Origin of the sequence: Parahoeflea alexandrii (genome assembly GCF_024105735.1) — a bacterium.
Taxonomy (GTDB): domain Bacteria; phylum Pseudomonadota; class Alphaproteobacteria; order Rhizobiales; family Rhizobiaceae; genus Hoeflea; species Hoeflea alexandrii.
Window position 1 is genome coordinate 439,864 of sequence record NZ_JAAAML010000002.1, and the last position, 24,261, is coordinate 464,124.

Genomic DNA, 24,261 nt, shown 5'->3' on the forward strand with positions numbered 1-24,261 from the left:
GGCACATTGTTCCCTATGATTGGAGTAGCCATGGGTGACCTGGTTATCGACAACCTTTCGATGCGGTTTGATCTGCCCAATGGCGGGTCTGTACAGGCGCTCAAGAATGTTTCTCTCAAGCTTGCCAAGGGTGAATTGCTTGCGGTCCTGGGGCCCTCGGGCTGTGGCAAGACAACGCTTCTCAACATCGTCGCCGGATTTCTTGCCCCCACCGACGGTCAGGTGACGCTCAATGGCAAGAAGGTCACCGGCCCGGGCCCCGAACGCGGCATGGTGTTCCAGCAGGGCGCGCTCTTCGAATGGATGAATGTTCGCCGCAACATCTCGTTTGGCCCTGACATGGCCGGCAGGCCGGCATCGGAAACACGTCCGATCGTTGACAATCTGCTGCGCACGGTCGGGCTGCAGGATTTCGGCGAAAAGATGATCTACGAACTTTCGGGCGGCATGCAGCAGCGCGTGGCGCTGGCGCGCTGCCTGGCCAACGATCCCGATGTCATCCTGATGGACGAGCCGCTCGGCGCGCTCGATGCGTTGACCCGCGAAAAAATGCAGGGGCTGGTGCTCAAGCTCTGGAAGGAAACCGGCAAGACCATCATCCTGATCACCCATTCGGTGGAAGAGGCGTTGCTCCTGGGCGAGCGGTTGCTGGTGATGGCGCCGCGGCCCGGCCGGATTCACAAGGAATACAGGCTGCCCTTCGCCGAAATGGGCGTCGGCCGCGACCTGCGCCTGGTCAAGAAGGAGCCGGAATTCGGCCAGCGCCGGGAAGAGATCCTCGGCATGATCTGGGACATGGAAGAGGAAATTATGGGCCGTCAGGAGGAAAGCGCATGATCGTCTTCCTGCTTTACCTGGTCATTTTTGGCTTCGCCTATGTCGCCTACCGGTTCTGGGAGCGCTCCCGCCATCACATTCATGACTTCGCCAGCCTGAAAACGGTGACTTTTGGTGATGAGAGCGCGGTGTCGCCGAACCGCTTCGCTTCGGTTGTCTCGATCATCGCCCTGTTTGCGATCTGGGGGGCGTTCACCGGCTCGGTGATCACACCGATCCATGTCCCGGGCCCGTTTGTCGGCGATACCAGCTTTACCTACACCGCCCGCAATGCCGCCGGCGAGACCGACGAGGCGGTGGCCCATATTCGGGTCTACCGTGTCGGCGAGGAGGTGCCGCTTCCCGAGGTGTCTGACACGCCCAACACATTCGCCGTCGATGATGCCGTCAAGATCGGTGCTTGGCGGACATCCCTCAGCCGCCTCAACGAGAACGACATTGGCGGCCAGGAGGATGGCTACAGCCTGATCGCCATAGATGGGCAGCCCATCGCGCCGGGAGAGACGGTGCGGTTCTCCGACGGAGAGGTCACCATGACCAACAAGGGCAGCCTGTCGATCAAGCCCGACAAGGGCTGGCAGATGGAACCGATCTGGCTTCCGGCGCCGGAGGCCGTTCTTGGCCGGCTGGGGGAGATCGCCAGCGAGGGCTACAAGAACTTCTCTCTCTGGGAGCATCTGGGCTATTCGCTCGGCCGGGTTGTTGCGGGCTTCGTCATCGGTTCGATCATCGGCATTCCGCTCGGATATGCCATGGGCCTGTCCAACTGGTTCCGCGGCTGGTTCGATCCGATTGTCGAATTCATGCGCCCGGTGCCACCGCTCGCGCTGATCCCGCTGATCATCATCTGGTTCGGCATCGGCGAGGAGGGCAAGGTCATCCTCCTGTTCCTGGCCGCACTCTGGATCATGACCATTGCGGCACGCGCCGGTGTCTCGGGCGTGCGGATATCAAAGGTGCATGCCGCCTATTCGCTTGGCGCCTCCAAATGGCAGATTTTGCGGCACGTGATCGTGCCCAACTCGCTGCCGGAGATTTTCACCGGTGCGCGGGTCGCCATGGGCGTCTGCTGGGGTACGGTGGTCGCAGCCGAATTGGTGGCCGCCGATCGCGGTGCCGGAATGATGATCGTCAACGCGTCGAAGTTCCAGCTCACCGACATCGTCATCCTTGGCATAATCCTGATCGGCATCATCGGCTATGGGATCGATATCCTGATGCGCATGGCCGAGAAATGGCTGGTTCCCTGGAAAGGCCGAGGCTGATCGCAGGCGCTGAAACGGAAAACGCCGCCGCTCAGGTTCAGAGCGGCGGCGTTTTTCTGTTTGAAGCAGGAGCCGGTCAGATGTCGAGATTGGCCACTGACAGCGCATTGTCCTGAATGAACTCGCGCCGTGGTTCGACTTCGTCGCCCATCAGCCGTGAGAACAGGCTGTCGGCATCGACCGCGTCATTGACCCGGACCTGCAGCAGTGAGCGCGCATGCGGGTCGAGCGTCGTCTCCCACAATTGCTCCGCGTTCATTTCGCCAAGGCCTTTGTAGCGCTGCAGCGTCAGGCCCTTGCGGCCGACCGCAAACACCGCCTGCAGCAATTCGCGTGGACCCGAGATCTGGGTGCCGCCTTCCTTGCGCCGCAGGATCGGAGGTTCGGTGTAGACCTCGCGCAACTTGGCGTTCATCTGGTCGATCATCCGTGCATCCTGGCTGCCGACGAGCCCGGAATCGAGATCCACCGATTCCTTGACGCCGCGGACCACCCGTTCGAACCGGAATCCGCCAGTGTCGGTAACGATACCCGTCCAGCCGCGCTCCGATTCTTCGGAAATCATGTCGAGACGGCGGGCGACTTCGGCGACCATTGCCTCGGACTCGGCAGGATCGTTGATCCGCTCGGGATTGAACGCGCCGGCGATTGCAGCCTGTTCGACAACCGAGTGGTCGTAGCGTGAGTGAAGCCCTTCCAGCAGCGCCCGCATTCTCAGTGCATCGTTGATGGTGCCTCTCAGATCGGCGCCGGTCCGCACTTCGCCCGTGGACAGTTCGAGTGCCGCTTCATCGAGCCCGGTGCTGATCAGATAGTCCTCCATCGCCTTTTCGTCCTTGAGGTACTGACCGGACTTGCCGCGCGACACCTTGTAGAGCGGCGGCTGGGCGATGTAGAGATGCCCGCGCTCGATCAGTTCCGGCATCTGCCGGAAGAAGAAGGTCAGCAGCAGGGTACGGATGTGGGCGCCGTCCACGTCGGCATCGGTCATGATGATGATCTTGTGGTAGCGCAGCTTGTCGGCGTTGAATTCATCCTTGCCGATACCGGTCCCCAGCGCCGTGATCAGCGTCCCGATTTCCTGGCTCGACAGCATCTTGTCGAAGCGGGCCCGCTCGACATTGAGGATCTTGCCCCTGAGCGGCAGGATCGCCTGGTTCTCGCGCGACCGGCCCTGCTTGGCCGATCCGCCGGCCGAATCGCCCTCCACCAGGAACAGCTCCGACTTGGCCGGATCCTTCTCGGAGCAGTCAGCGAGCTTGCCGGGCAGCGAGGAGATGTCGAGGGCGCCCTTGCGCCGTGTAAGTTCGCGTGCCTTGCGCGCCGCTTCGCGGGCGGCGGCTGCTTCGATCACCTTGCCGACCAGGACCTTGGATTCCGCCGGATGTTCCTCGAGCCAGGCGCTCAGCGTCGAATTGACCAGGTTCTCCACCACCGGGCGGACTTCCGAGGAAACCAGCTTGTCCTTGGTTTGCGAGGAGAATTTCGGATCCGGTACCTTGACCGACAGCACGGCGGTCAGGCCTTCGCGGCAATCATCGCCGGTCAGCGACACCTTTTCCTTTTTGGTCATGCCGGAGCTGTCGGCATAGGCCACCATTTGCCGCGTCAGTGCCGCGCGGAAGCCTGCCATGTGGGTGCCGCCGTCGCGCTGCGGGATGTTGTTGGTGAAACACAGCACGTTTTCGTGGTAGCTGTCGTTCCACCACATGGCGAGCTCGACGGTGATCCCGTCCTTTTCGCCCAGCAGTGTCACCGGATCGTTGACCAGCGGCTTCTTCGAGCGGTCGAGATAGCGCACGAAGGCTTCCAGTCCGCCCTCGTAGAACAGTTCCAGTTCCTTGACGTCGGAATGGCGCCGGTCGGCCAGCAGGATGCGGACGCCGGAGTTCAGGAACGCCAGTTCGCGCAGCCGGTGTTCGAGAGTACCGAAGTCGAAATCGGTCATGGTGAAGGTTTCGCTGCTCGGCATGAAGGACACTTCCGTGCCCGTCTCGCTGCCGCAATCGCCGATTACCTTCAAGGGTGCATCCGCAACGCCGTGGCTGAAGCGGACTTCATGGATCTTGCCATTGCGCCGGACCACCAGCTTCAGCCAGACCGAAAGCGCGTTGACCACGGACACCCCGACGCCGTGCAGACCGCCGGAGACCTTGTAGGAGTTCTGGTCGAACTTGCCGCCGGCATGCAGCTGCGTCATGATCACTTCGGCGGCTGAAATACCCTCACCTTGGTGAATATCGGTCGGAATGCCGCGCCCATTGTCTGTAACGGTCACGGATCCATCCGGATTGAGCGTCACGGTGACGCGGTCTGCATGGCCGGCCAGGGCTTCGTCGATGGCGTTGTCGACCACCTCGTAGACCATGTGATGCAGGCCGGAGCCGTCGTCGGTGTCGCCGATATACATGCCCGGCCGCTTGCGCACGGCATCCAGGCCCTTGAGAACCTTGATCGATTCGGCGCCGTATTCGGCCGGCACGGTCGGGTTTGTCTCAGGCGTATCGTTCATCATGCAGGTCTTTCAGTCCAGAGCGGCAGTGCCGGGCGGAAGAATGGGGAATACGGCAACGAATCACCGTGAATACGAGCTTTCACTATAGGCGGGCGGCTTGCGAAAACCAAATCCGCGGAGCCATGGAATTGTGGGTTTTGGAATGCATATATGGGGATGAATGCGCCGGATCCCAAAGACGGCATGTGCGTGGCCCCGGCTGGCATACTGCGGTTGGCGTCCGATGCTGCTGCCGGTGCAAAAGGAAAGACCGATGACAGAGACCTACACCCCGTTCGTGCCGCCGGCGCCGGTTCCAAGAACAACCCCGCCTTCACGGTTCGAGATCATACGGACGGTCATGCGCAACCCGCTCGAATTGTGGGGTGAGCCGTCCTTCCGGCTGGAGTGGCTCAAGACCAGGTTCTTCAATGAACGCACGCTGATCGTCAATCATCCGGGCTTGGTGCGGCATGTGCTGGTCGACAACGCCCAGAACTACAAGATGGCGACCATTCGCCAGATGGTCCTGCGCCCGATCCTGCGTGATGGCCTGTTGACGGCGGAAGGCGAAACCTGGAAGCGTTCCCGAAAGGCCATGGCGCCGGTGTTCACGCCGCGCCACGCCCGCGGATTTGCCGAACAGATGCTGGAGCAATCCCGCGCCTTCACCGGGCGCTATGAGACCGCCGCCGCCAATGGCGAGGTGCGTGACATCGCCGTCGACATGACCGAGCTGACCTTCGATATTCTTTCGGCAACGCTGTTTTCGGGCCAGGTTGCGGGTACCGAAGCCGAATTCGCCGGCGACATCGACCGGTTGTTGTCGACCATGGGCCGGGTGGATCCGATGGATCTGCTCAAGGCGCCATCCTGGGTGCCGCGCTTCCGGCGCATGCTGGGCAAGCCGATTCTGGCCAAGTTCCGGGCCATCGTCGAGGAAACCATGACCAGGCGGCAGGCGCTGATGCAGACCGATCCGCAGAACGTGCCGGAAGATTTCCTCACGCTGCTGATCGGTCTCCAGGGACCGGACGGCCTGAGCTTTGACGAGATCGAGGACAACATCATCACCTTCATTGGCGCCGGTCATGAGACAACCGCGCGGGCGCTTGGATGGACCCTCTATTGCCTGGCCAACTCCCCGCAGGATCGCGAAAAGGTCGAGGCAGAGATTGACGAGGTGCTGGCCCGCGAACCCGATCCGGTCAAATGGCTGGACCTGATGCCATGGACCCGCGCCGCCTTCGAAGAGGCGATGCGGCTCTACCCGCCGGCCCCCTCGATCAACCGCGCCGCCATTGCCGATGACAGCTGGGACAATGGCAAGGGGGAGACCGTGACCATCGAGGCCGGGACCACGATTCTGGTGATGCCCTGGACGCTGCACCGGCACACCAAGCTGTGGGATCGCCCTGAAGCCTTTATCCCCTCCCGCTTCCTTCCGGAAAACCGAGGCGCTATCGATCGCTACCAGTATCTGCCCTTCGGCGTCGGCCCGCGCATCTGCATTGGCGCCACTTTCGCGCTGCAGGAAGCGGTGATTGCCCTGGGCGTGCTGTTGTCGCGTTTCCGCTTCGACTGCACCGATGCGACGAAGCCATGGCCCATGCAGAAACTCACCACTCAGCCCGAAGGCGGTTTGCCGATGCGGGTCACTCGCAGGTAGGCGAATATTCTCGGAAGTGAATCACTTTCAGACAAACTCAAGGAGAGACGCAACAGAGAGGAGGTCATGCCGAAATGATCAGAGATCTGACCAGACTTACGTCCATTATTGAAGAGTTCCGGAAGATGGACGCTGAAATGCAGATGCAGACTGCGATGGCATTTTTGCTCATCGCCAAGAACGAGGGATGCACCGTCAAGGAGCTCGGCAGCTGGCTGGGCCTCTCGGGCGCTGCCGCTTCCCGTAACGTGGCGGCGCTGTCGGATGTTCACAGGAAAGGTCGTTCCGGCCACAATGTAATCGTGGCGAAAGTCGACCTGGACGACCGGCGCTCACGGAAGCTCCACCTGACACCCAAGGGCAAGGCCATTCTTAACACACTGATGGCTCAAGTTGGATAGATGCCATATTGGGATGGCAAGGCGACCAAGACGGTGGCGCCGCCGCTAAAACCACATTATGACGCATTCGGGCTCTGTGGTGAGCCAAGGCGCTTGATGGGACCGCAGACATGACATCCCCCCTTTTTCTCGGCATCGATACCGGCGGCACCTACACAGACGCTGTTCTCTACAGCGAAAGCGAGGGTGTTCTGGCCTCGGCCAAATCGCTGACCACACGTCATGATCTGGCGATCGGTGTATCCGGCGCAGTTGAAACGGTTCTCGCCGAAATCGGTGCCGCGGTTGGGCGGATCCGGCTGGTCTCGCTTTCCACCACGCTCGCCACCAATGCGCTTGTCGAGGGCCAGGGCGGACGCGCCGGACTGGTGATGATAGGCTTCGGCCCGCAGGATCTTGCCCGGGACGGACTGGCCGAAGCACTTGGCAGTGATCCGGTCATCTACCTGACCGGCGGGCACAATGTGCATGGCAACGAGACCCTGCTTGATCTCGCCCCGCTTGAGCAACAGCTCGAGGATTTCGGCCGGCAGGTCTCTGCGGTGGCGATCGCTGGCTATTTCGCGGTTCGCAATCCTGCCCACGAGATCGCCGTGCGTGATTTGATACGACATCGAACATCCTTGCCGGTCACCTGCAGTCATGATCTTTCTTCGAAGCTGGGCGGGCCAAGGCGGGCGCTGACCACGCTGTTGAATGCCCGGCTGATCTCGATGGTGGCCCGTCTCATCGATGCCACCTCCGGCTATCTCGAGAGCCGCGGCATCAAGGCGCCGCTGATGGTGGTGCGTGGCGATGGTGCCTTGATCTCGGCCGCAGAGGCGCTGATGCGTCCGATCGAGACTATTCTCTCCGGCCCGGCGGCAAGCCTCGTCGGCGCGCGGCATCTGACCGGACTGGAGAACGCCGTCGTATCCGATATCGGCGGCACAACCACCGATGTTGCGGTGCTTGAAGGCGGTAATCCGCGGCTGGACAGTGAGGGCGCCACCGTTGGCCGCTACCGGACCATGGTCGAGGCGGTTGCCATGCACACGTTCGGTCTTGGCGGGGATTCCGAGCTGCGGCTTGAGGACGGCGGTTTTGATGCGGGCCTGACCCTCGGCCCGCGTCGGCTGATGCCTTTGAGCCTCGCCGCCCATCTCTGGCCGCAGCCGGTGATTGCGGCGCTGGAACGGCAGGCACAATCATCCTTTCCAGGCCGTTATGACGGCCGTTTTGCCCTTCGCACCGGTTTGCCGAAGGCATTGGCCACCGGGCTGAGTGTCCAGGAAGCGGCCTTGTACGAGCGCGTGACACTGGAGCCGCAGCCGCTTGACGCCGTGCTGACCGCTACCTCCCAGCGCGCAACGCTGGACCGGCTCGTCGCCCGCGGCCTGGTCTTGATTGCAGGCTTCACACCCTCCGATGCGATGCATGTGTTGAGCCGGCAGGACCAGTGGAATACCGAGGCCGCGGTTCTGGGTGCGGAGATATTCGCGCGCCGCAAGGCGGGCTCTGGCCAGGCCGTCGCCGACTCGGCTTCCGGGCTCGCCGGGATGGTCTCTGCCCGTCTGACCCGTCAGAGCGCCGAGGTGATCCTGACGGCCTTGCTGGCCGAAGAAGGCATCAGCGGCATTGACGTGTCGAAATCGGCTTTTGTTGAGCGCGCCCTTGCCCGCGCGCCCGGGCTGGTCCGCTTCAGTCTCCGGCCTGACAGGCCGCTTGTCGCACTCGGGGCCTCCGCGCCGGTGCATTACCCCGCGATCGCCGACATGCTCGATATCGAAAGCTTCGTGCCGGTCCATGCCGGGGTCGCCAACGCGGTGGGCGCGGTTGTCGGCCAGGTACGCGAAACCGTGACCGTGTTCGTCACCGAGCCGGATGAGGGACGCTATGCGGTCAACGGCGCCGGCGCGCACGAACTTTTCAGGGAGCGTGCCGAGGCTTTCGCACGGGCGCGGGAACTGGCTGGCGCCGAGGCTCGAGAGGCCGCGATCCGCAGCGGCGCCGACCATCCGGTGGTCGAATACGGCGAGCATATCGACATGCCGGAGATCGAGGGTCTCGAAAAGCTTGTCGAAGCCCGGTTCGTTGCCACCGCTTCCGGTCGGCCCCGCATAGCTGCGAGATGATTTGTTCCATTTTGGAATAAATCATTTGCACCTTAGATGAATTGACAGGCAATGCGCTGACCGTCAGTTTCGCCCAAAACGAGGGCGCATGGGCGGCGCCCGCAATACGGAGTATCAAAGTGACCAGAATTGAGAAGAACGGGCTGAAGATCAGTGCCGACCTGCACGATTTTATCGTCAACGAAGCCTTGCCGGGCACCGGCGTCGAGCCGGACCGGTTTTTTGAAGCGTTTGGTCAAGCCGTTTCCGATCTTGCGCCAAAGAATCGCGCCTTGCTCGCCAAGCGCGATGCGATGCAGGAAAAGATCGATGCCTGGTACCGCGAAAACGGCGCACCCGTCGATATGGCTGTCTACAAGGATTTCCTGATCTCGATCGGCTATCTGCTGCCCGAAGGCGGTCCGGTCCAGGTCTCGACCGAAAACGTCGATCCGGAAATCGCGCTGATTGCAGGCCCGCAGCTTGTCGTGCCGGTGATGAACGCCCGCTTCGCGCTCAATGCCGCCAATGCGCGCTGGGGTTCGCTTTACGACGCGCTTTACGGCACCGATGCGCTCGGCGACCTGCCCAAGCCTGGCGGCTATGACGATGAACGCGGCGGCCGCGTCATTGCCTGGGCCAAGTCTTTCCTGGACGAGAGTGCACCGCTGACCGGCGCCAAGTGGGCCGATGTCACCGGCTTTGAATTCGAAAATGGCGAGCTCAGGATCACGACCGACGGTGGCGAAACCAAGCTGGCCGATGAAACACAGTACACCGGCTTCAAGCGCGACACTGATCATGCCTACCGGCTCTATTTCCGCAAGAACGGCCTGCATGCCGTGGTCTGCGTCGACCCTGCCAGCGTCATCGGCAAGACCGACAAGGCAAACATCTCCGACGTGATCCTCGAATCGGCCGTTACCGCGATCATGGATTGCGAAGATTCCATCGCTGCCGTCGATGCCGAAGACAAGACGCTGGTCTACCGCAACTGGCTCGGCCTGATGAAGGGCGATCTGGCCGAAGAGGTTCACAAGGGCGGCAAGAGCTTCATTCGCAAGCTGCATGCCGACATCGAATTCAATACACCGGACGGCAGGGCTGCGACCCTTAAAGGCCGCTCGCTGATGCTGGTGCGCAATGTCGGCCACCTGATGACCAATCCGGCCATTCTCGATGGTGACGGCAACGAGGTTCCCGAAGGTATCATGGATGCCTTCATGACCGGCCTCATCGCCCTGCATGACATCGGCCCCAATGGCCGCCGCGCCAATTCCGCCACCGGTTCGATGTATGTGGTCAAGCCGAAGATGCATGGCCCTGAGGAAGTGGCCTTCGCCGTCGAGATCTTCGACCGGGTCGAGGCGGCTCTCGGCATGGCGCCCAACACCATCAAGATGGGCATCATGGACGAGGAGCGCCGCACCACCATCAACCTGAAGGAATGCATCCGCGCTGCCAGCAAGCGTGTTGTGTTCATCAACACCGGCTTCCTTGACCGCACCGGCGACGAGATTCACACCTCGATGGAAGCCGGTCCGATGATCCGCAAGGGCGACATGAAGCAGGCCGCCTGGATTGCCGCCTATGAAAACTGGAATGTCGATATTGGCCTTGAATGTGGTCTGGCCGGGCACGCCCAGATCGGCAAGGGCATGTGGGCCATGCCCGACATGATGGAAGCGATGCTGGAGCAGAAGATTGGCCACCCGAAGGCCGGCGCCAACACCGCCTGGGTGCCTTCGCCGACCGCGGCAACGCTGCATGCCACCCATTATCACAAGGTCAATGTCGCCGGCGTCCAGACCGCGCTGCGCTCTCGCGAACGTGCAAAGCTCGAGGATATCCTCTCGATCCCGGTGGCGAAGAATCCCAACTGGACGCCTGAGGAAATCCAGCGCGAGATCGACAACAACGCGCAAGGAATCCTTGGCTATGTCGTGCGCTGGGTCGATCAGGGCGTCGGCTGCTCCAAGGTTCCCGACATCAACAATGTCGGCCTGATGGAAGACCGCGCAACGCTGCGCATCTCGGCTCAGCACATGGCCAACTGGCTGCATCACGGCGTCGTCAGCAAGGAGCAGATTGTCGAAACCATGAAGCGCATGGCGGTGGTGGTCGACGGCCAGAACGCAGGCGATCCGGCCTATCATCCGATGGCGCCGGATTACGACAAGTCGGTGGCCTTCCAGGCGGCCGTCGAACTGGTGCTTGAAGGCCGTGCCCAGCCTAACGGTTACACCGAACCGGTGCTGCACCGCCGCCGTCTCGAACTCAAGGCCGGCGCCGCCTGAGCCGGCCTGGCTGCTCGTCTGCGGATCGAAAGACAAGAAAGCCCGCCCGGGTCACCCGGGCGGGCTTTCAAATTCCAGCAGGGTCTGAGCGAAGCTACTGCTTGACCACCACGCGGGCGTTCTTGCCCGGGCGGACGCGATTGTAAAGATCGATGATGTCCTGGTTCATCAACCGGATGCATCCCGAAGAAGCGGCCGTGCCGATCGACTTCCATTCCGGCGTGCCGTGCAATCTGAACAGCGTATCCTCACCCTTCTGGTTGAACAGGTAGAGGGCGCGCGCCCCCAGCGGATTTTTCAGGCCGGGCTTCATGCCGTCTTCGCCGTATCTCGCCAGTTCCGGCTTGCGGTCGATCATCTCCTTCGGAGGAGTCCATTTCGGCCATTCCTGCTTCCAGGCAATGTAGGCCTCGCCTTCCCAGGCAAATCCGGCCTTGCCGACGCCGATGCCGTAGCGCACGGCCTTCTTGCCCGGCAGCACCAGATAGAGGAAGCGCTTGGGTGTATCGACGATGATGGTACCCGGCTTTTCCCGTGTGTTGTAGGAAACGATCTGGCGGTGGTATTTCTTGTCGATCTTGCTGATCGGAACGGCGGGAATCGAATAACCGGAATCGGTAACCGAGCCATATTCGGATGTGAAGATCTGCGAGGTCGAGCCGGAAACGCCGCCTTCGGTGCTGGCGGAGCAACCGGCAAGAGCGAGCGCCGCAACCAATCCGGCAATGGTAAGCGAAGAACGAAGGGCCATTTTGAAAACTTCCGAATGCAAGGCGTGAACGACAGGTGTGAACCGCGGTCAACGTGAAGCCTGTTATTTTAATTAAGTCTTAACTATGCAATTGTTTTGCATAAAATATCACATCAAGCTTCATGCTTTGTTAGGCCTCATTGCTTTTCTGCAACAGGGTCACCACCGGACGTTGCGATAGACCATAGGCCATGGCAGGTATAGGTCAATGACAATCATTTCCCCACATTCCGCAAACCCGCTCGTCGATGGGCGGCAGTCCGATCGCGCAATGATGGTGCGCCGGGGCGTGCAGCGGTTGTTTTCGGATTTGCGCCTGTCGATGGTACCGGAATTGGCGCTTGCCTCCGGCCGCCGTGCCGATCTGGTGGCGCTTGGTGGCAATGGCGAGATCTGGATCGTCGAGATCAAGTCGTCGGTCGAGGACTTCCGCTCGGATCACAAGTGGCCCGAGTACCGGCAGCATTGTGACCGGCTGTTTTTCGCCACGCATGGAGGTGTGCCGGCGGATTTGTTCCCGAACGAGTGCGGGCTGATCATCGCCGATGAATGGTCCGGCCATATGCTGCGAGAGGCCCCGGAACATCGTCTTGCCGCCGCAACGCGCAAGGCGATGCTGCTCCGGTTCGCCAAGGCGGCGGCTGACCGGCTTCTGCTCGCCGAACTGGCCGCTGGCTGAGGCAGGCCGTGCAACAAGGGTCAGCGCGGCGCGCGTTTCGCCAGGATCCTTTGCAGGGTCCGGCGATGCATGTTGAGCCGCCGCGCTGTCTCTGAAACATTCCGCTCGCACATCTCGTAGACCCGCTGGATGTGCTCCCACCGGACCCGGTCGGCAGACATCGGGTTTTCCGGAACCTCGGCCCGTTCTCCGGGCTTTCGGGTCAGCGCTGCGTAGACTTCGTCAGCATCGGCCGGCTTGGCAAGGTAGTCGATGGCACCCAGCTTCACCGCTGTCACAGCCGTGGCAATGTTGCCATAGCCTGTCAGCACGATGATCCGCGTGTCGTCACGGCGTTCGCGGATGGCCTCGATCACGTCCAGCCCGTTGCCGTCCTGAAGCCGCATGTCGACAACGGCATATTTCGGTGTTCGGGCCCGGGCCTTGGCGAGACCTTCAGCCACGCTTTCGGCAATCTCCACCGCGAAGCCGCGCGTTTCCATGGCGCGCGCGAGCCGGCGCAGAAAGGGTCCGTCATCGTCGACGAGCAGAAGCGAGGCGTCTGATCCGATCGACTCGGCTTCTGCAGTTTGGGCGATTTCGCCGGTCATGATTCACCTCACAGGTGCTGGCAATGCAGTTTTCAACAACGGATTTAATGCGTTTTTGGAATTTATCCAGTTCCGGACCCGTTCAAACCGCCTTATCCGCCCCAAACAGGTCCATTTTCTCCCGTGGCCAGCTGACCTCCACATGCGCGCCGGTCGTCGGTGCATGCCTGTTGGAGAATTTCAGCGATGCTCCGGAGCGTTCCAGGAGCGTCTTGGCGATGAACAGACCAAGTCCCAGGCCCCCGCCCGTGTGCCGGTCGAGCCGGTTTTTCCTGTTCATGAACGGAACCCCGATCTGGGTCAGCACATCCGGCGCGAAACCAGGCCCGTCATCGTCGATAGAGATCACCACCCGGTCGCGGTCCTGGGTCACTGTCACCGTGACCCGGCTTCTGGCGAAGTCGACGGCGTTCTCGATCAGGTTGCCCAGACCGAACAGAATCGCCGGATTGCGCCGGCCGATCGTCTCGCGCATCTCGGAATCGCGGTGCACGACCTCGATGGCGATACCGAATTCACGGTGTGGTGCAATCACTTCCTCGATCAGAGAGCCCAGCGGCAGCCGCACCATGTGGGCCTCGTCCTCGGCTGAAAGGGTGGTCAGCCGCCTCAGGATGTCACGGCATCGCTCGGTCTGGCTGCGCAGCAGCATCAGGTCATCGGTAAACCGGGGATCATTGACCAGCGCCTTTTCCATCTCCCGCGCCACCAGCTGAATGGTTGCCAGCGGAGTTCCGAGTTCATGGGCAGCCGCCGCGGCCAGGCCATCCAGCGCCGAGATGTGCTGTTCGCGCTGCAACACCAGCTCGGTCGCCGCCAGCGCATCGGCAAGCTGACTGGCTTCGGCGGATACCTGGAAAGAGTAGAACGCCGCGAAGGCGGTGGTGGACACGATCGCGATCCAGGTGCCGAGAATAAGGAGAAACGGCACCTCGAACGTGCTGTCCGGATACCAGGGCAGCGGCAGTGAGAAGAATGCCAGGACCGTGACTGCGGTCACGGACAGTGCGCCCAGGCTCAAGGTGTGACGTACCGGTTGCGAGGTCGAGGATATGATCACCGGAACGCAGAGCAGTACCGAGAACGGATTGGCGAGGCCTCCGGTCATGAACAGCAGGCCGGACAGTTGCAACACATCGAACGACAGCACCGCGGTTGCCCCGATGGGCGGCAGCCGGTGCGCTGCCGGAAACCGCACCGACAGGAACACGTTCAACCAGGCGGAACAGGCAATCAGCGCAAAACAGAACAGTTCCGGTACCGGAAACCCGTAGCCGTGGCCGATGATCAGTACCGTTACGCTCTGTCCGACAACGGCCAGCCACCGCAGCCGTGTCAGGGTCTGCAGCCGCAGACGATGCCGGATCGAGTGATCTTCAAGACTGGCAGGAAGGACGTTCATGCAGTCGATCTAGCGCATCGTGTGCGGGTTCCACAATCGGTTTTGCTGAAACCCTTTAAGTGCCGCGCGGCTTGGCACGGTGCGTGGGCGCCGCCTCCGCAGGATTTTCCGGCCAGGGATGGCGTGGATAGCGCCCGCGCATCTCGGCCCGTACATCGGCCCATGACCCCTGCCAGAAGCCGGGCAGGTCGCGCGTGGTCTGGATCGGGCGCTGCGCCGGCGACAGCAGCTCCAGCGTCAGCGGCAACCGCCCGCCGGCAATCGCCGGATGACGGGTTTCGCCGAACAGCTCCTGTACCCGGATGGCAATCGCAGGGCTTTCAGCCTCATAGCGGATCGGCAGCCGCGATCCGGTCGGTGCCTGGTAATGGGTCGGCGCCAAGCGGTCGAGTTCCTTTCTGGCGCCGGGCCCGCACAGGGACAGCAGGCCCTCGTTCAGACCTTCCCGGTCGATGCCCTTGAGCGACATGACGCCTGGCTGATAGGGCGCGAACCATGTCTCGAGCCCCTCGAGCAGCGCTTCATCCGAAACATCCGGCCACAGCGCGCCGAGGCTCCTGTGCAGAAAGCCGATCCGGTCGCGCAGTTGCAGGCCCGCGCCGGAGAATGGCAGCGCCTTGAAACCGAGTTTCCGGACCGCTCCGCACAAAACCGCCATTGCTGCCGCTTCATCGGGTTTTGGCAGCGGTGTTTCGGCAAACGTGATCGCGCCAATCCGTTTGATCCGCCGTGCCCGCACGGTGCCCGATGGCGGATCGAACACGCATTCCTCGCTCTCGACTGCCCGGTTGTCGAGCACATCGGTCAGCGCTTCACCGGAGAGTTCGGCGGCGGCGAGAATGCGGGCCGCCTGTGCCTTGCCGCTCATGTCGGCGATCACCAGGAACTCCGATCCGGCCAGCCGGTCGGTTTCTTCGATCATCGCGCCGCGGCCATTGGCGAGCACGAACTTTCCCCTGGCGCCGCGGTGCCGGGCGATCCGGTCCGGAAAGGCGTGCACAAGCAACGCCGCCGCCGGGCAGGGACCGCCGGAGGAAGATTTGCCGCCTGCCAGCCGGCCCGCAAGCGCTCGGGCGGCGGTCCCCCGCGGCGAACAGTCGCCGCGAAACCGCGACAGGCGGACCTCCAGATCGGCATCCTGTCCGCCGAGCCCCTGTTCGGTCAGCAGCACAGCCAGTTCCGCCGCCGCATATCCGTGTCCGTCTTCCTGTCCCGAAACCACCATGGCCGCGAGCCGTGGCGGCAGCGCCAGTGCGCGCATGCGCTTGCCGCGTTCTATGAGGCTGCCATCGGCATCGATCGCGCCAAGATCCTGAAGCAACACCCGCGCCTCGGCAATCGCGGCATCCGGCGGCGGATCGATGAACCGCAGGTCCCGCGGGTCGCTGACCCCCCAGGCCAGGCAATCGAGCACCATGGCGGACAGATCGCTTGCCAGCACCTGCGGTGTCGAGAAGGCCGGCAGCGCCTTGGTCTGTTCGGCCCGCCAGAGCCGCACCGCAATCCCCGGCGCTGTCCGCCCGGCGCGTCCGGCCCGCTGGTCGCCCGAGGCCTGCGACGCCCGGATGGTTTCGAGCCTTGTGATGCCGGTCGAGGGTTCGTAGACCGGTTGCCTCACCAACCCGCTGTCGATGACGATGCGCACGCCATCGATGGTGATCGAGCTTTCCGCCACCGGCGTCGCCAACACGACCTTGCGCCTGCCGTCTGCCGCCGGCTTGATCGCCGCGTCCTGCTCCTGCGAACTCAGCCCGCCATAGAGCGGCTGGATGTCGGTGAGCGGACCCAGCCGGCCTTCGAGCCTCGATGCCACCTGCCTGATTTCGCCCTGGCCCGGTAGAAAGGCCAGGATTGAACCGCTCACGCTTCGGTGGATCGCCTCGATGGCGCTTGCCACGGATGTCTCGATCCGCTCGCCCGGAGCCCGGTCGAGATGGCGGATGTCGACGGGAAAGCTGCGGCCCAGGCTCTCGATCACCGGGCAGTCGTCGAGCAGCACCGCCACCCGGGCGGTGTCGAGCGTCGCCGACATCACCAGGATGCGCAGATCCTCTCTGAGGCCCGACTGGATGTCGAGTGCCAGCGCCAGTCCGAAATCGGCCTCCAGCGCGCGTTCGTGAAATTCGTCGAAAATCACGCAATCGATGCCCTCGAGATCGGGTGACGACAGCGCCATCCGGGTAAACACGCCCTCGGTCACCACCTCGATACGGGTCTTGGCTGAAACCTTTGTATCGAGCCGCATCCGGTAGCCAACGGTTGCGCCGACCTCTTCACCCAGCATCGCCGCCATCCGCCGCGCCGCCGCGCGCGCTGCCAGCCGGCGCGGTTCTATCAGGATGATCTTGCCTTTGAGCCAGGGCTCATCCGCCAGAACCAGCGGCACCAGCGTGGTCTTTCCCGCACCAGGCGGTGCGGCGAGCACCGCATTGGGCCTGTCGGCAAGCGCTGCCCGCAACGGGGCGAGCACATCGGATACCGGCAGATCCTGATAACGGGCGGCAAGATCGCTCACGCCGGGTCGACCTTGTGAACCTGCCCGCCGGCCGCACGGGCGTCGTCCTCGTCATGGGTGACAAGCACCACTGGCAGGCCCGCCCGTCGCGCCCGGTCGAACACCAGCTGTCGTGTTTGGTCGCGCAGATTGGCATCGAGTTTGGAGAACGGCTCGTCAAGCAGCAACAGCCGCGGCCGCGACACCAGCACCCGCTGCAAGGCGACCCGCGCCTTTTGCCCGCCCGACAGCGTATCGGGATCGCGGTCGCCAAATTCCCCAAGCCCTGCGTCTTCCAGTGCCGCTTCGGCCACCTGCCTGCGTTGCTTGCGTCCCTTCACATCCTCGGGAATGGCAATGGCGATGTTGTCGGCGACGCTCAAATGAGGAAACAGCAGCGGATCCTGGAACAGGATCCCGGCATGGCGCTTATCTGCTTCCAGCTTCGTCAGGTCCACGCCGTCCACGATCACCCGGCCGTTGGCAGTGAACACCGGGTCCAGAAAACCGCCGAGATAGGCGAGCAGGGTGGATTTGCCGGAGCCGGAAGGCCCCATCACGGTCAGTGTCTCGCCGCGCTGCACCGTGGCGTCGAGCATCACCAGCACCCGGTCGCCGAGGCAGATATGCACACGCTCCAGCCGAAGTCCCTGATTGTCGGTCACGCTGTCCACTGTCACACCCGCAAGCCTCGCCGGTTGCGGAATAGCAGGCCCGGCAAACCCGTTGCAATGCTGAAAGCCAGAAACGGCAACAGCGTCTGCATGAAGGCATAGACGCCGATCACCCGGCGGTTGCCCCCCGCTGCCAGCGCCACCGCTTCCGTGGTAACCGTGGTCAGCCGTCCCGCACCGATCAGCACGGTCGGCAGATACTGCCCGACGGAAACCGAGAATCCGACCGCCGCAGCCGTCAGGATGGCCCGCGTCAGCATCGGCAACCGGATCGCAATCAACGTCCGCGTCCGGCTCATGCCGAGCCCGGCGGCGATAAGATCATGGCGGCGGTCATGGGCGCGCCAGGGATCGCTCAGAGACAGGAACACGTAAGGCAGCACAAACACCAGATGCGCCAGCACCAGCGCGGAAAAGCTGGCGTCGACACCAAGCCAGATCGACAGCACCTGCAGGCCGAACATGAACGAGATCTGCGGCACGATCAGCGGAAGATAGATCAGCAGCAGTGCGCTGCCACCACGGCCCCGGCCGGTCTCGTATTCCCGTTCGAGGCACAGGATGGTCAGCGTCAGCGCGATCAGCGTTGAAAGCCCGGCCACCGCCAGTGTGGTGGCCAGCGGCCCGCTCATCCGCGGCAATGCCTGCATCCATGATCGAAGGCTGAAACTGGCAGGTAGCGCATCGGGAAACTGCCAGAGGCCGGAGACCGACCAAAGGGCCAGAACCGCAATCCCGCCAAAGACGATGGCGGCTGATGCGGCCATCACGCCCCGTGCCGCCGCGCGCAGCACGATGTCCCGCCGCCAGCGGCGACCTGCCTGGCGGCTGCTGCAGACCAGCAGCGCGCCGATGCGCTCAAGCCCGATCCAGGCGACCAGCGCGGTCAGCGTCACGCCGAGCTGCAAAACCGCGCCGGCGGAGGCCAGGAACCGTGTCTCCAGATCCGGATCGTTCATCCAGTCGATCAGGCGCACGGGCAGCGTCGGCGGCAGGTGCGGCCCGAGGATCAGCGCCACGTCGACCACCGAACTGGCATAGGCGACCACGGCGAACACCGCCAGACGGATCTGCCGGTAGAGCGGCGGCCACAACAGGATCGTAAAGCTGGCGATGCGGCCATAGCCCAGCGAACGCCCCAGCCGCATGGTTTCGACATGCCGGGTCTGGGGCAGGGCGGCGAGCGTTACCAGGAACAGGAACGGGATTTCCTTGACGATCAGGCCCGCCATCATCGACAGCGCCATCGGATCGTTGACGATCAGCAGGTCGGGTGGCCGGTCCAGCCCTGTGAGCCAGGGCGAAACCAGCCGCATCAGCATGCCCGAAGGCGCGATCAGAAAGGCGAGACCGAAGGCCGCCGCCGCATGCGGCACCGAAAGAAGCGGCGATATCATCCGCCGCATCCGGGCAAACCCGGGTGTCCCGAGATCGCTGGCGACAAACGCCGCCACCGCGCCGAGCGACACCAGCGTGGTCACCAGTCCGATCAAAATGGACAGAGCCGCCGAACGCATGATGCCCGGCACCTGGCCGAGCGCCGAGAAATGCTCGGTCGTGAAGCGCTCGCCGCCAAGTTCGGGCAGGTAGCCAAATGCCGGAAGCGCCGTCCCCGCCAGCCCGAAGGCCAGTGGACCGAGCAGGATCGCCAGTGTCAGCGGCGGCGCCAGTCGCGCCAGGCGCACGCCGCCAGCCATGTCAGTCGTCCCCGTTCCGCGCTATCATGGCAGTCAGTTGGCCGCGCCGTAGCGTTTCAGCCACTCGCCCTCGATGCGCTCCATCCAGTCCGGATGCGGTTCATCCAGCGCCGGGCCGAGTTCATCGGGCTTCAGCGTGGCGATGCCGAGGTCCAGCGCATCGAACGCGGCGCGATCATCAGCCGACAGCTTGTCCATCGACAGCACGGTCGGATCACCCCATACGGATGGGTCCTGCTTGCGGGCCTGGGCTTCCGGCGAAATCAGGAAGTTCGCCAGCACCAGCGCGCCGGCCTTGGCAGAAGCGTTGTAGGGGATTGCGACAAAGTGGGTGTTGCCGAGCGTGCCGTCGGTATAGGTGAAGGAACGCACAGTATCAGGCAGCTCGCCCGCAGCGATTCCCGCCGAGGCTTCCGACGGATTGAAGGCGAAGATGATGTCGAGTTCGCCGTCGGCAAGCTTCTGCTTCATGTCGGGATAATTCTGCGGATAGGCCTTGCCGCTGCGCCACAGGTTCGGGTGCAACTTGTCGAGATAGGCAAACAGCGGCGCTACGTCGTCGTTGAAGGTCGCGTCAACCACTGGCTGACCCAGTTTGGATCTGTCGGAGATGGTTTCGATCAGCACCTGCTTGAGGAACGACGAGCCGATGAAATCCGGTGGCTGCGGGTAGGAAAAGCGGCCGGGATTGCGCTCGGCCCATGCCAGCAATTCGACTGACGAGTGCGGTACGCTGTCTGCCGGCGTGCGGGCGCTGTCGTGAAAGAAAACCATCTTGGCACCGCCCCAGGGGCTTTCCAGCCCGTCGGTCGGAATGGTGAAATCGGTGAGGATCGTCGGCTTGTTCTCATGGTCGACATAGGCCCAGTTCGGCAGGCCCGTGGTCCAGTCCGGCGCCATCAGCAGGTCCTGCCGCTTCATCGAGGCAAAGTTCTCGCCATTGATCCAGATGAGATCGACCGATCCGCCCTCGTTCTTGCCTGCGGCCTTCTCGGCCAGCACCTTGGCCACCGCGTTGGCGGTGTCATCGAGTTTCACGTGAACCACTTCAACGCCGAAGCGCTCCTTCAGCGTCGTGCCGGCCCAGTCGATGTAGCTGTTGATGTTCTCCGAACCGCCCCATGCGTTGAAATACACGGTCTGGCCCTTGGCTTCCGCCAGCACCGCGTCCCAGTTGCGCGGATCCGGATCGGCAGCCCTGGCCGCTGGCGACAGGGCAAGTGCGGCGCTGAGCGCGCCGGCAATCACGGTCAGGGATTTCAACATGGCAGTTCTCCTCGTCGGCAAAAGTCACTCCACACACCACAGGGCCATGATGGCGTCAACAAAGCCTGTGCCACCGAGCGTCACAATTTGGTGATTCGCACGTGTAGAGGCTGCCGGGTCCGAGCCATTCATTCCTGCCGCGATGCCGAGAGTTCAACCCCCGCTGCGCAGCGGGGACACCGGGGAGGCCTATCGCTCGGTGAGCCTGGCCATCAGCGCGGTCTGGGGCTTGCTCCAGTCGAGCGCCGCTTCCAGCTGCGCGGCCAGCCGGATCAGCACGTCTTCCCGGCCGGGTCTGGCCGAAAACTGCATACCGATGGGCAGCCCTTCGGGCGACCAGGCAACCGGCAGGCTGATCGCCGGTTGACCACTGATATTGTAAAACGACGTGAACGGCGCGAAAGCGAAGACCTTGGACAGGAACGTCTTGATGTCTGCCTCGCCGGCATCAAGCTGCCCGCGCGGCAGCGGCGGTTTGGCGACCGTCGGAGACAGCACCGCATCAAAAGAGCCAAGCTGTCTCAATATCTCCGCGCCGGTCAGGTGGATGCAGGCAATGGCCGCATTGAGTTCGCCACCCGGGATCTGCCGCCCGATTTGCAATGCGCTCCAGACCGACGCTTCGAAATCCTCGCGCCGCGCCACGGTTCCCGTGTGCTTTTCGTGGTAGCCCACAGTGGAAGCAACCGAAGAGCAGATGACATTGAGAAACGCTTCGGCGGCCGGACCGGTCTCATAGCTCAGGCTCGCCGTCTCGGTAACATGGCCGAGCTGTTCCAGCAGCTTGCGGGTACCGTCGAGCGCGTTGCACACTTCCGGATCAACCGCGACGCCGTTCGGTGGTGTCTCAAGGATGCCGATCCGCAACGGCCTCGCCGGGGCGTCGGGGATCTCTGAAAAGGACATGTCGTGATAGGGCGGGTAATAGGGCGCGGGCTCGCCGCCGTTCTTCAGGCAATCGAGCAATCTCGCCGTATCGCGCACGCTGCGGGTGATGGCGAAGGCATTGAACGTGTCGTGCCAGCCTTCGCCGATATCAAGCCCTGCCAGCACCCGGCCGCGGGTCGGTTTGAGCCCGATCAGGCCGCAACAGGATGCGGGGATCCGGATCGAGCCGCCGCTGTCGGTCGCGTGCGACAGCGGGACCATCCCTGCGGCCACCGCAGCCGCACTGCCGCCGCTCGATCCGCCGCTGGAGTGCTCCGGGTTCCAGGGGTTTCGCGCGGGTCCCAGAAACCGGGATTCAGTGGTGGAGTTGAGACCGAACTCGGGGGAATTGGTCCGCCCGGCAATGACGAGACCGGCCGCCCGCGCTTTTGCCACGACCGAGCTGTCATGCGAACTGACATGGCCGGCAAAAAACCGGCATCCATGGCTGAGACGGCTGCCCTTGACCAGCGTGTGCAGGTCCTTGACCAGGAACGGCACGCCGGCAAAGGGTCCGTCCGGCAGGCCATCCGCGATATCGCGCCGCGCCGCATCGTAGAGCGTCTCCACCACCGCGTTGAGGTGCGGATTGAGGCGCTCGATCCGGGCGATTGCCGTATCGAGCAGCTCCTCAGGCGAGACCTCGCCCCTGCGGACGAGGTCGGCCAGGGCGGTGGCGTCGCGGCTTGTGTAATCCGCCTCTGAAATCATCGCTCAGTCCCTGCCCGCAACCACCAGCGCCCCGGCCAGCGCCTCGGGGTTGGAATACATCACCTCGTGGCTGCCCGGGATCTGGACCAGCCGGCAGGGCGCAACCTTGTGGTACATGCGCGGAAAGAAACCCCATTCGCCGATCGGAAACACCACGTCCTCGGTCGGGTTGATGTAGCTCGTCGGAATCTGCAGAGTTTCGAAGGTGGTCAGATCGATCGGCTCGACGATCGGCCCGAACGGTTCCGGGCACAATTCGTCAAACGCCGCTTTGGCCGTTGCCTCGTCGGCATCGCCGATGAAGCCGTCGCGCCACACCGGCCATGGCGGAAACACCGTATTGTCCGGTGATGCTTCCGCCATCTGCTTGAACAATGCACCGTAATCCGGCGGAACCGCGGCAAGCACCGGCTCGCCATTGCCGGCCAGCAGCGGCGAGATGTAGACAAGACGCCTGATCCGGTCCGCCAGCATCTCGGCTGCCTTGCGCACGACCGAGCCGCCGGCACTGTGCCCGACCAGAACGATGTCGCTGAGGCCGGCGGCCTTCACGGCATCGACCACACAGTCGACGCAGTCCTGGAAGGTGATCGGCATGGATGCGCTGTCTCCCCGCCCGGGAAGCGTCGGGGCGAGGGTCGCGTGTCCCGCGGCATGCAGGTGCTTCTCCACAAAGCGCCAGGAACTGCCGTCATGCCATGATCCGTGCACCAGCACGAATGTGATCTTGTCGTTGTCGCTCGCCATTGTTCTTCCCCTTGACGGTTTGTCGTTGGAAAGAACCTGCCAGCGCCGCGGCCGCCTGTCTTAGGCCGGGATCACTGCTGTTTAGGCGGCTGTCATTTTTCGTCCGAAGCGCTTCGGCGCAGCATGCTCGGCGAAAGCCCGTAGCGTTTCTTGAACGCAGACGAGAAGCTCTGCAGGTGGCTGAAACCCACTTCTTCGGCGATATGGGCCACCGGACGGTCGGTTTCGTCGAGCAGTTGCCAAGCGGTCTCAAGCCGGCGGTCGGCAATGTATTCGCTCATCGAGCGGTCGTGCACCGCGCGAAACCCGTAGGACAGCTTGTTGCGGTTGATGCCGAAACGCCGGGCCAGTTCGGAGACCGGCGGTGGCTTGGCGAAAGTCTCGTCGAGCATTTCGCGCACCTGCAGGATGCGGGTCCGGTCCCGCTCGCCCAGCCGGATGCGCGGACTTGCCCCCTCCCCGTGGCCGGCAAATGACAGCGCATTGACAAGCAACTCTTCAGATTTGGCCTTGGCGTAAAGCAGCCGCAGGGTTCCGCGGTGTTTCATCGTCAGCATGTCGGCCACCGCGCGCAGCGACGCCGGATCCATCTCGTAGCGCTGAAAGAAGAAGCCGTCCCCGCCGGTCTGTTCCGCGCTTTCGAGGAACCGGTTGTCCCGGGTCCCAAGAAGCTTGCCGAGATAGGCGCGCCTGACCGAGATCGTCACGCATACGGACCTGCCATTGCCAAAAATATGATGCCCGCAATCCATTCCTTCGGGCTGGTGGAACACCCTGAGCTCCTGGCCGCGCAGCTCGAACCGGCCAAGTTCCTCGAAATCGAAAGCGGCCTTGGCATCGAGACAGAAATTGAACCGGATCCATCCTTCTCCGGCATATTTCACGAAGCCGTCCTGGCGCCAGAAGCAGTCGCTGACGATGATGTTGAAATCCGGATCGAACTCGTAAAAGCCGATCTCGCCCCGCCCCGCTGGCTGGTCGAACGACAGGCGGATCGCCGCATCTGTATCGCCGTCCTCGCTTGAACCGCGAAGCAGCCCGCTCCTCAGGCCAAGGCCATTGGCGGAAAGGCTGATCGCGTCAGCCGGAGCGCTGCTGCCCTGTACGCTGTCAATGCACCTCATTTGACCTCACCCGCTGTTCAACCGTTGCGATTGGGGTGGCAGGCTAAGCCGAATGGCGGGTTATTTCCACTGCCACCTGTCGAGCGGGGTAAAATGCACCGATCACAGCATCAGGCGCGCGCTTGGGCCAGTGATTCCGTGGG

The 24,261-nt window shown here is 63.0% G+C and carries 18 protein-coding genes; 7 read left to right on the forward strand and 11 right to left on the reverse strand.

Going from position 1 to position 24,261, the window contains the following annotated elements:
• Nucleotides 1–30: 30 nt before the first annotated feature.
• Together GTW23_RS11875 and GTW23_RS11880 are read left to right on the forward strand one after the other, a co-directional pair.
• Entirely contained in the window at nt 31–837 is an 807-nt protein-coding gene (locus tag GTW23_RS11875; RefSeq protein WP_252915924.1) for a taurine ABC transporter ATP-binding protein, read from the forward strand.
• Nucleotides 834–2,102, forward strand: a complete 1,269-nt coding sequence (locus GTW23_RS11880; protein WP_252915925.1) for an ABC transporter permease — start codon at nt 834–836, stop codon at nt 2,100–2,102. Before GTW23_RS11875 ends, GTW23_RS11880 begins: the two co-directional genes overlap by 4 nt.
• 76 nt (nt 2,103–2,178) lie before the next feature.
• Here GTW23_RS11880 and gyrB read toward each other — a convergent pair whose 3' ends face one another.
• Nucleotides 2,179–4,614 carry a DNA topoisomerase (ATP-hydrolyzing) subunit B gene (gene gyrB, locus GTW23_RS11885; protein WP_252916315.1) on the reverse strand — a complete coding sequence of 812 codons (2,436 nt, stop codon included), beginning with the start codon at nt 4,612–4,614 and terminating at the stop codon, nt 2,179–2,181.
• Nucleotides 4,615–4,870: 256 nt separating this feature from the next.
• On the opposite strand from gyrB, the gene GTW23_RS11890 reads away from it, so the two are divergent.
• The 4 genes from GTW23_RS11890 (at nt 4,871) to GTW23_RS11905 (ending at nt 11,056) form a co-directional block, all read left to right on the forward strand.
• Entirely contained in the window at nt 4,871–6,265 is a 1,395-nt protein-coding gene (locus tag GTW23_RS11890; protein WP_252915926.1) for a cytochrome P450, read from the forward strand.
• Nucleotides 6,266–6,339: 74 nt separating this feature from the next.
• Entirely contained in the window at nt 6,340–6,666 is a 327-nt protein-coding gene (locus GTW23_RS11895) for a helix-turn-helix domain-containing protein (protein WP_252915927.1), read from the forward strand.
• Between the two features lie 110 nt (nt 6,667–6,776).
• The gene (locus tag GTW23_RS11900; RefSeq protein WP_252915928.1) at nt 6,777–8,780 is read left to right on the forward strand and encodes a hydantoinase/oxoprolinase family protein; all 2,004 of its coding nucleotides are present in this window, start codon (nt 6,777–6,779) and stop codon (nt 8,778–8,780) included.
• Between the two features lie 119 nt (nt 8,781–8,899).
• On the forward strand, nt 8,900–11,056 hold the full coding sequence (locus GTW23_RS11905; protein ID WP_252915929.1) for a malate synthase G: 2,157 nt from the start codon (nt 8,900–8,902) through the stop codon (nt 11,054–11,056).
• A 94-nt stretch (nt 11,057–11,150) separates the two neighbouring features.
• Here the strand turns inward: GTW23_RS11905 and GTW23_RS11910 are convergent, their stop codons facing one another.
• Nucleotides 11,151–11,807, reverse strand: a complete 657-nt coding sequence (locus GTW23_RS11910) for a L,D-transpeptidase (RefSeq protein ID WP_152010984.1) — start codon at nt 11,805–11,807, stop codon at nt 11,151–11,153.
• A 208-nt stretch (nt 11,808–12,015) separates the two neighbouring features.
• Between GTW23_RS11910 and GTW23_RS11915 the strand changes: the two genes are divergently transcribed.
• Nucleotides 12,016–12,486, forward strand: coding sequence for an MmcB family DNA repair protein (locus GTW23_RS11915; protein ID WP_252915930.1), 471 nt, complete (start codon nt 12,016–12,018; stop codon nt 12,484–12,486).
• A 20-nt stretch (nt 12,487–12,506) separates the two neighbouring features.
• Here GTW23_RS11915 and GTW23_RS11920 read toward each other — a convergent pair whose 3' ends face one another.
• The 9 genes from GTW23_RS11920 to GTW23_RS11960 form a co-directional block, all read right to left on the reverse strand.
• Nucleotides 12,507–13,076, reverse strand: a complete 570-nt coding sequence (locus GTW23_RS11920) for an ActR/PrrA/RegA family redox response regulator transcription factor (protein ID WP_252915931.1) — start codon at nt 13,074–13,076, stop codon at nt 12,507–12,509.
• A gap of 82 nt (nt 13,077–13,158) precedes the next feature.
• Nucleotides 13,159–14,478 carry an ActS/PrrB/RegB family redox-sensitive histidine kinase gene (locus GTW23_RS11925; RefSeq protein WP_252915932.1) on the reverse strand — a complete coding sequence of 440 codons (1,320 nt, stop codon included), beginning with the start codon at nt 14,476–14,478 and terminating at the stop codon, nt 13,159–13,161.
• A gap of 55 nt (nt 14,479–14,533) precedes the next feature.
• Nucleotides 14,534–16,993 (reverse strand): ATP-dependent helicase HrpB, encoded by a 2,460-nt coding sequence (gene hrpB / locus GTW23_RS11930; RefSeq protein WP_252915933.1) that lies wholly within the window; start codon nt 16,991–16,993, stop codon nt 14,534–14,536.
• Complete coding sequence (locus GTW23_RS11935; RefSeq protein WP_252915934.1) at nt 16,990–17,646, reverse strand: ATP-binding cassette domain-containing protein; 657 nt, start codon at nt 17,644–17,646, stop codon at nt 16,990–16,992. Before GTW23_RS11935 ends, hrpB begins: the two co-directional genes overlap by 4 nt.
• A 2-nt stretch (nt 17,647–17,648) precedes the next feature.
• On the reverse strand, nt 17,649–19,343 hold the full coding sequence (locus tag GTW23_RS11940; protein ID WP_252915935.1) for an ABC transporter permease: 1,695 nt from the start codon (nt 19,341–19,343) through the stop codon (nt 17,649–17,651).
• Between the two features lie 33 nt (nt 19,344–19,376).
• Nucleotides 19,377–20,609 (reverse strand): ABC transporter substrate-binding protein, encoded by a 1,233-nt coding sequence (locus GTW23_RS11945; protein WP_252915936.1) that lies wholly within the window; start codon nt 20,607–20,609, stop codon nt 19,377–19,379.
• A 189-nt stretch (nt 20,610–20,798) separates the two neighbouring features.
• Nucleotides 20,799–22,247: an amidase gene (locus tag GTW23_RS11950; RefSeq protein WP_252915937.1), complete on the reverse strand. Its 1,449-nt coding sequence runs from the start codon at nt 22,245–22,247 to the stop codon at nt 20,799–20,801.
• Nucleotides 22,248–22,250: 3 nt separating this feature from the next.
• Entirely contained in the window at nt 22,251–22,994 is a 744-nt protein-coding gene (locus tag GTW23_RS11955) for an alpha/beta fold hydrolase (protein ID WP_252915938.1), read from the reverse strand.
• Between the two features lie 92 nt (nt 22,995–23,086).
• Nucleotides 23,087–24,118 carry a helix-turn-helix domain-containing protein gene (locus GTW23_RS11960; RefSeq protein WP_252915939.1) on the reverse strand — a complete coding sequence of 344 codons (1,032 nt, stop codon included), beginning with the start codon at nt 24,116–24,118 and terminating at the stop codon, nt 23,087–23,089.
• Between the last annotated feature and the right edge of the window lie 143 nt (nt 24,119–24,261).